At 60.4% G+C, this 7,456-nt stretch carries 8 protein-coding genes; 4 read left to right on the forward strand and 4 right to left on the reverse strand.

The features are described 5' to 3' along the window. Positions 1 to 144: 144 nt before the first annotated feature. From thiH (KYK14_RS20875) to KYK14_RS20890, 4 genes are all read right to left on the reverse strand, one after another. A complete protein-coding gene (gene thiH, locus KYK14_RS20875; protein ID WP_219161629.1) occupies positions 145 to 1,296 on the reverse strand; it encodes a 2-iminoacetate synthase ThiH in 1,152 nt (383 codons plus the stop codon). Between the two features lie 121 nt (positions 1,297 to 1,417). Then, positions 1,418 to 2,191, reverse strand: coding sequence for a thiazole synthase (locus KYK14_RS20880; RefSeq protein WP_219161630.1), 774 nt, complete (start codon positions 2,189 to 2,191; stop codon positions 1,418 to 1,420). 58 nt (positions 2,192 to 2,249) lie between these two features. After that, positions 2,250 to 2,876: a thiamine phosphate synthase gene (locus KYK14_RS20885; RefSeq protein WP_219161631.1), complete on the reverse strand. Its 627-nt coding sequence runs from the start codon at positions 2,874 to 2,876 to the stop codon at positions 2,250 to 2,252. After that, positions 2,866 to 3,645, reverse strand: coding sequence for a hydroxymethylpyrimidine/phosphomethylpyrimidine kinase (locus KYK14_RS20890; protein ID WP_219161632.1), 780 nt, complete (start codon positions 3,643 to 3,645; stop codon positions 2,866 to 2,868). The genes KYK14_RS20885 and KYK14_RS20890 overlap by 11 nt, the downstream gene beginning before the upstream one ends. Before the next feature lie 166 nt (positions 3,646 to 3,811). On the opposite strand from KYK14_RS20890, the gene KYK14_RS20895 reads away from it, so the two are divergent. The 4 genes from KYK14_RS20895 (at position 3,812) to thiH (KYK14_RS20910) (ending at position 7,312) form a co-directional block, all read left to right on the forward strand. Further along, the gene (locus KYK14_RS20895; RefSeq protein ID WP_219161632.1) at positions 3,812 to 4,591 is read left to right on the forward strand and encodes a hydroxymethylpyrimidine/phosphomethylpyrimidine kinase; all 780 of its coding nucleotides are present in this window, start codon (positions 3,812 to 3,814) and stop codon (positions 4,589 to 4,591) included. Further along, a complete protein-coding gene (locus tag KYK14_RS20900; RefSeq protein WP_219161631.1) occupies positions 4,581 to 5,207 on the forward strand; it encodes a thiamine phosphate synthase in 627 nt (208 codons plus the stop codon). The genes KYK14_RS20895 and KYK14_RS20900 overlap by 11 nt, the downstream gene beginning before the upstream one ends. Positions 5,208 to 5,265: 58 nt before the next feature. Next, the gene (locus KYK14_RS20905) at positions 5,266 to 6,039 is read left to right on the forward strand and encodes a thiazole synthase (protein WP_219161630.1); all 774 of its coding nucleotides are present in this window, start codon (positions 5,266 to 5,268) and stop codon (positions 6,037 to 6,039) included. A 121-nt stretch (positions 6,040 to 6,160) separates the two neighbouring features. Next, positions 6,161 to 7,312 (forward strand): 2-iminoacetate synthase ThiH, encoded by a 1,152-nt coding sequence (gene thiH / locus KYK14_RS20910; protein ID WP_219161629.1) that lies wholly within the window; start codon positions 6,161 to 6,163, stop codon positions 7,310 to 7,312. Positions 7,313 to 7,456 lie beyond the last annotated feature (144 nt).

Here is a 7,456-nt window from a genome sequence, read left to right on the forward strand (position 1 = left end):
TAGTAAACGCGCAGGGGTAGGGTTTGTTTTTGTTGGGATAGAGTTAGTTTTTCTGTCATCCTGAGCGCAGCGAAGGACCTTCTTACGGCAGAACGAGTCGTTGTTCCGTCTGCTATTCATGCGTGAGAAGATCCTTCGCTGCGCTCAGGATGACAGGGCCGAGGTAGACGCCGGTTGTATGGGTGCCGGCGCCAACGCCGCGTCCCAGTCTTTCCACATCGGCTCATAGCCCTGCCGCCGAATCATAGCCGCAATTTCCGCCGGGCTACGCTCGTCGCTGATTTCAAATTGCTCCAACGACTCTGGCTCCACCACGTAGCCACCGGGGTTGGTCTTGGAGCCGGCGCTGATGCTGGTGATGCCCAGGCGAATGATGTTATCGCGGAAGGTAGGGGTTTCGCGAGTCGAGATAGACAGCTCCACTTCCTCGTTCAGCAGACGGTAGGCACAGATGAGCTGCACCAGCTCCCGGTCACTCATCTCCACTTTCGGCTGCAAGAGGCCCTCGGCGGGGCGCAGGCGCGGGAAGGAGAGGCTGTACTTGGTCTGCCAGTAGGTACGTTCAAGGTAGTCGAGGTGCAAGGCCGTGTAGAAGCTGTCGGTGCGCCAGTCTTCCAGGCCGAACAGCACGCCTAGTCCCATCTTGTGCACGCCGGCCCTACCCAGGCGGTCAGGCGTATCAAGGCGATACTGAAAATTCGACTTCTTGCCCTTGGGGTGGTGCTTTTTGTAATCCTGCTGATGGTAGGTTTCCTGGTACACCAGCACTGTGTTCAACCCTGCCGGAATCAGCCGTTCGTAGTCCTCCTGATCCAGCGGCTGCACTTCCATTGAAAGGTGCGCGAAGTGCGGCCGCAGCGTGTGCAGGGCTTTTTCGAGGTAATCGACGCCCACGGTCTGGTTGGCCTCGCCGGTTACCAGCAGCACGTGCTCGTAGCCCCACGCCTTCAGCACCTGCGCTTCCTGCAACATCTCCACGCTGCTGAGCGTGCGGCGGCGAATTTTATTATCAAGACTGAAGCCACAGTAGGTGCAGATGTTCTGGCACTCGTTGCTCAGATACAGCGGCACATAGAGCTGCACCGTATTGCCAAACCGCTTGCGCGTGAGCTGCTGACTGAGCCTCGCCATCTGCTCAAGATAGGGCACCGCAGCGGGCGAAATCAGGGCTTTAAAGTCGTCCAGCGTACGGCGCGGTGCGGCCAGGGCGCGTTCCACGTCGGCGGCGGTTTTGGCGTAGATGCTGGCTTTAACACCGTCCCAGTGGTGGGCCTCGAAAATCGGGCGGAAGCTCATAGCTGTAGGTTTATGCAGACCGTCATGCTGAGCTGGTCGAAGCATCTCTACTGATAGTATTCCCAACGAAGCGGTAGAGATACTTCGATCAGCTCAGCATGACGGTCTTTTTCCGATGGTTCTAATCCAAAAACGCCGTCAGTGGCGAGCTGGCCTCAGCGTGCGCCACGGGCCTGGCTAGCCGCGCCTCGTAGGCCAAGCGGCCAGCTTCCACGGCCAGCCGGAACGCGTGGGCCATCTGTACCGGCTGACCGGCCACGGCAATGGCCGTATTCACCAGCACTGCATCAGCCCCCATTTCCAGCGCCGCCGCCGCATGCGAGGGCGCGCCAATACCGGCATCCACTACCACCGGCACCTTGCTCTGGCCAATGATGATTTCCAGGAACTCCCGCGTCAGCAGGCCCTTGTTCGAGCCGATGGGCGCGCCAAGCGGCATCACGGCGGCCACGCCTACCTCCTCCAAACGCTTGCACAGCACAGGGTCGGCGTGGATGTAGGGTAGCACCACGAAACCCAGCTTCACCAGCTCCTCGGCCGCTTTCAGGGTTTCCACGGGGTCGGGCAGCAGGTACTTGGGGTCGGGGTGGATTTCAAGTTTGAGCCAATTGGTTTCCAGCGCCTCGCGGGCGAGCTGAGCGGCAAATACGGCCTCCTTGGCCGTGCGCACGCCCGAGGTGTTAGGCAGCAGATTGAACTGCGGGTGCGCCAAATGGCTCAGAATGTCGTCCTTCCTATCGGCCACGTCCACGCGCTTTAGGGCCACCGTTACCAGCTCCGATCCAGAGGCCAGTAGGGCTTCTTCCATCAATTCAGCCGAGCTAAACTTGCCCGTACCGGTGAACAGGCGCGAGGTAAACGTGCGGCCGGCAAGTACGAGGGGTTGCGTTTTCATAGGGTAAAAACTAAGGTAGCGGCACCTTGCAGGCGCCCGTCGTTGTACACGCGCGTTCTCACAAAGCTGCCGTCAAAACAGGCAGACAGTCAACAAATTGGCCTGCTGCTATCGCAGGATCAGGAGCCGCCGTAATAGCCCCCGATATCGCTACACCATGCAGGCCAGCTGCCAGCAGTGGCGCCACATCGGCCAGCGTAATGCCACCAATGCCGATGATGGCGGTAGTAAAGCCAGTAGCACGGTGTTGCGCCAGCAGCGTTTCGTAACCCGCCAATCCTAAAATCGGGCTTAGCTTCTCCTTGGTCGTCGTGAACCGAAACGGCCCCAACCCAATATAGTCGACTCCAGCCGCCACCAGGCCTTCGATATCGACAAACGTGTTGGCCGTGCCGCCGATGATGAACTTCAGCCCAAGCAGGGCGCGGGCTTCGGCGGGCGGCGTGTCCTCTTTGCCCAGGTGCACACCATCGGCGCCAATTTCCAGCGCCAGTTGCGGGTTGTCGTTGAGAATGAACGTGGCACCGTGGCGGCGGCAAACGGCCTGCGTATCCAGCGCCAGTTGCTTCCATTCGAGGTAGGGCGTGTTCTTCACGCGCAGCTGCACCCAGCGCACGCCACCAAGGCAGGCTCGCTCGGCTTGCTCGGGGGAGGTAGTGATATAGTGAAGATTACTAATTTGCATCGTTTCGATTCTGAAAATGATACCCCAGCAACGTCTCGTTGCTGGCCAGCACCCGCGCCGTGTACGCCTTGCCCGATCGGCAGGCCTCCACCAACGACTCGCCCCGCGCCAGCCCCGCCACAATAGCCGCTGACAACACACAGCCGCTACCATGCTTCTCGCCGTGGGGTAGGCGCGGCGTAGTAGATCGTGCTACCTCCCGGCCGTTCTGGTACAGTACATCGGTTGCTTCGGCGCTATCGGCGTGGCCGCCTTTCAGCAACACCGGGCAATAGGCACTCACGACGGCGGCTGCTTCTTCGGCGGTGGCGGCGGTTGGCCACAGGCGCCGCATTTCGGGCTGGTTTGGGGTAAGTAGGGCTAGGCCGGTGCATAGCTGCCGAACCAGTTCCGGCGCCGGACCGGTGTGAAAGTCGTAGCCGGCGCTGGCCTTCAGCACCGGGTCCCATACCACACCAATAGCCGGGCTTTGCGCCCGCAACCACCAGAGCAGCTGCGGCAGCTCAGCCAGACTTTCTACCAGTCCAATCTTCGCCCACCCTACCCTGAAGCGCTCTAGTAGCGGCCGGGCTTGCGCCTGAATGTCGGCAAGCGGCATCCATTGCACGCGCTCAAACTGCACGTCGCTCTGTACCGTGAGGGCCGTGCACACGCCAAAGCCGTACACGCCGCGCTGCTCGAAGGTCTTGCAGTCAGCCAGCAAGCCGGCCCCGCCGCTGGGGTCGAAACCGGCAAGGCTGAGAACGTAGGGGCGAGGTGGTTGAGGCATTGTTTTTTCTGTCATCCTGAGCTTGCGAAGGACCTTATCACGTGTGAACGACGAAATAGAACGTCATGTCGAGCGGAGTGAGACATCTAGCGTGCTAATGCTGGATAATGACATGATTATCTGACGTGAGAAGGTCCTTCGCAAGCTCAGGATGACAGAAAAAACAATGCCTCAACCACCTCGCCCCTACGTTCTCAGCCTTGCCGGTTTCGACCCCAGCGGCGGGGCCGGCTTGCTGGCTGACTGCAAGACCTTCGAGCAGCGCGGCGTGTACGGCTTTGGCGTGTGCACGGCCCTCACGGTACAGAGCGACGTGCAGTTTGAGCGCGTGCAATGGATGCCGCTTGCCGACATTCAGGCGCAAGCCCGGCCGCTACTAGAGCGCTTCAGGGTAGGGTGGGCGAAGATTGGACTGGTAGAAAGTCTGGCTGAGCTGCCGCAGCTGCTCTGGTGGTTGCGGGCGCAAAGCCCGGCTATTGGTGTGGTATGGGACCCGGTGCTGAAGGCCAGCGCCGGCTACGACTTTCACACCGGTCCGGCGCCGGAACTGGTTCGGCAGCTATGCACCGGCCTAGCCCTACTTACCCCAAACCAGCCCGAAATGCGGCGCCTGTGGCCAACCGCCGCCACCGCCGAAGAAGCAGCCGCCGTCGTGAGTGCCTATTGCCCGGTGTTGCTGAAAGGCGGCCACGCCGATAGCGCCGAAGCAACCGATGTACTGTACCAGAACGGCCGGGAGGTAGCACGATCTACTACGCCGCGCCTACCCCACGGCGAGAAGCATGGTAGCGGCTGTGTGTTGTCAGCGGCTATTGTGGCGGGGCTGGCGCGGGGCGAGTCGTTGGTGGAGGCCTGCCGATCGGGCAAGGCGTACACGGCGCGGGTGCTGGCCAGCAACGAGACGTTGCTGGGGTATCATTTTCAGAATCGAAACGATGCAAATTAGTAATCTTCACTATATCACTACCTCCCCCGAGCAAGCCGAGCGAGCCTGCCTTGGTGGCGTGCGCTGGGTGCAGCTGCGCGTGAAGAACACGCCCTACCTCGAATGGAAGCAACTGGCGCTGGATACGCAGGCCGTTTGCCGCCGCCACGGTGCCACGTTCATTCTCAACGACAACCCGCAACTGGCGCTGGAAATTGGCGCCGATGGTGTGCACCTGGGCAAAGAGGACACGCCGCCCGCCGAAGCCCGCGCCCTGCTTGGGCTGAAGTTCATCATCGGCGGCACGGCCAACACGTTTGTCGATATCGAAGGCCTGGTGGCGGCTGGAGTCGACTATATTGGGTTGGGGCCGTTTCGGTTCACGACGACCAAGGAGAAGCTAAGCCCGATTTTAGGATTGGCGGGTTACGAAACGCTGCTGGCGCAACACCGTGCTACTGGCTTTACTACCGCCATCATCGGCATTGGTGGCATTACGCTGGCCGATGTGGCGCCACTGCTGGCAGCTGGCCTGCATGGTGTAGCGATATCGGGGGCTATTACGGCGGCTCCTGATCCTGCGATAGCAGCAGGCCAATTTGTTGACTGTCTGCCTGTTTTGACGGCAGCTTTGTGAGAACGCGCGTGTACAACGACGGGCGCCTGCAAGGTGCCGCTACCTTAGTTTTTACCCTATGAAAACGCAACCCCTCGTACTTGCCGGCCGCACGTTTACCTCGCGCCTGTTCACCGGTACGGGCAAGTTTAGCTCGGCTGAATTGATGGAAGAAGCCCTACTGGCCTCTGGATCGGAGCTGGTAACGGTGGCCCTAAAGCGCGTGGACGTGGCCGATAGGAAGGACGACATTCTGAGCCATTTGGCGCACCCGCAGTTCAATCTGCTGCCTAACACCTCGGGCGTGCGCACGGCCAAGGAGGCCGTATTTGCCGCTCAGCTCGCCCGCGAGGCGCTGGAAACCAATTGGCTCAAACTTGAAATCCACCCCGACCCCAAGTACCTGCTGCCCGACCCCGTGGAAACCCTGAAAGCGGCCGAGGAGCTGGTGAAGCTGGGTTTCGTGGTGCTACCCTACATCCACGCCGACCCTGTGCTGTGCAAGCGTTTGGAGGAGGTAGGCGTGGCCGCCGTGATGCCGCTTGGCGCGCCCATCGGCTCGAACAAGGGCCTGCTGACGCGGGAGTTCCTGGAAATCATCATTGGCCAGAGCAAGGTGCCGGTGGTAGTGGATGCCGGTATTGGCGCGCCCTCGCATGCGGCGGCGGCGCTGGAAATGGGGGCTGATGCAGTGCTGGTGAATACGGCCATTGCCGTGGCCGGTCAGCCGGTACAGATGGCCCACGCGTTCCGGCTGGCCGTGGAAGCTGGCCGCTTGGCCTACGAGGCGCGGCTAGCCAGGCCCGTGGCGCACGCTGAGGCCAGCTCGCCACTGACGGCGTTTTTGGATTAGAACCATCGGAAAAAGACCGTCATGCTGAGCTGATCGAAGTATCTCTACCGCTTCGTTGGGAATACTATCAGTAGAGATGCTTCGACCAGCTCAGCATGACGGTCTGCATAAACCTACAGCTATGAGCTTCCGCCCGATTTTCGAGGCCCACCACTGGGACGGTGTTAAAGCCAGCATCTACGCCAAAACCGCCGCCGACGTGGAACGCGCCCTGGCCGCACCGCGCCGTACGCTGGACGACTTTAAAGCCCTGATTTCGCCCGCTGCGGTGCCCTATCTTGAGCAGATGGCGAGGCTCAGTCAGCAGCTCACGCGCAAGCGGTTTGGCAATACGGTGCAGCTCTATGTGCCGCTGTATCTGAGCAACGAGTGCCAGAACATCTGCACCTACTGTGGCTTCAGTCTTGATAATAAAATTCGCCGCCGCACGCTCAGCAGCGTGGAGATGTTGCAGGAAGCGCAGGTGCTGAAGGCGTGGGGCTACGAGCACGTGCTGCTGGTAACCGGCGAGGCCAACCAGACCGTGGGCGTCGATTACCTCGAAAAAGCCCTGCACACGCTGCGGCCGCACTTCGCGCACCTTTCAATGGAAGTGCAGCCGCTGGATCAGGAGGACTACGAACGGCTGATTCCGGCAGGGTTGAACACAGTGCTGGTGTACCAGGAAACCTACCATCAGCAGGATTACAAAAAGCACCACCCCAAGGGCAAGAAGTCGAATTTTCAGTATCGCCTTGATACGCCTGACCGCCTGGGTAGGGCCGGCGTGCACAAGATGGGACTAGGCGTGCTGTTCGGCCTGGAAGACTGGCGCACCGACAGCTTCTACACGGCCTTGCACCTCGACTACCTTGAACGTACCTACTGGCAGACCAAGTACAGCCTCTCCTTCCCGCGCCTGCGCCCCGCCGAGGGCCTCTTGCAGCCGAAAGTGGAGATGAGTGACCGGGAGCTGGTGCAGCTCATCTGTGCCTACCGTCTGCTGAACGAGGAAGTGGAGCTGTCTATCTCGACTCGCGAAACCCCTACCTTCCGCGATAACATCATTCGCCTGGGCATCACCAGCATCAGCGCCGGCTCCAAGACCAACCCCGGTGGCTACGTGGTGGAGCCAGAGTCGTTGGAGCAATTTGAAATCAGCGACGAGCGTAGCCCGGCGGAAATTGCGGCTATGATTCGGCGGCAGGGCTATGAGCCGATGTGGAAAGACTGGGACGCGGCGTTGGCGCCGGCACCCATACAACCGGCGTCTACCTCGGCCCTGTCATCCTGAGCGCAGCGAAGGATCTTCTCACGCATGAATAGCAGACGGAACAACGACTCGTTCTGCCGTAAGAAGGTCCTTCGCTGCGCTCAGGATGACAGAAAAACTAACTCTATCCCAACAAAAACAAACCCTACCCCTGCGCGTTTACTA

The organism is Hymenobacter profundi, from assembly GCF_019334315.1.
GTDB lineage: Bacteria > Bacteroidota > Bacteroidia > Cytophagales > Hymenobacteraceae > Hymenobacter > Hymenobacter profundi.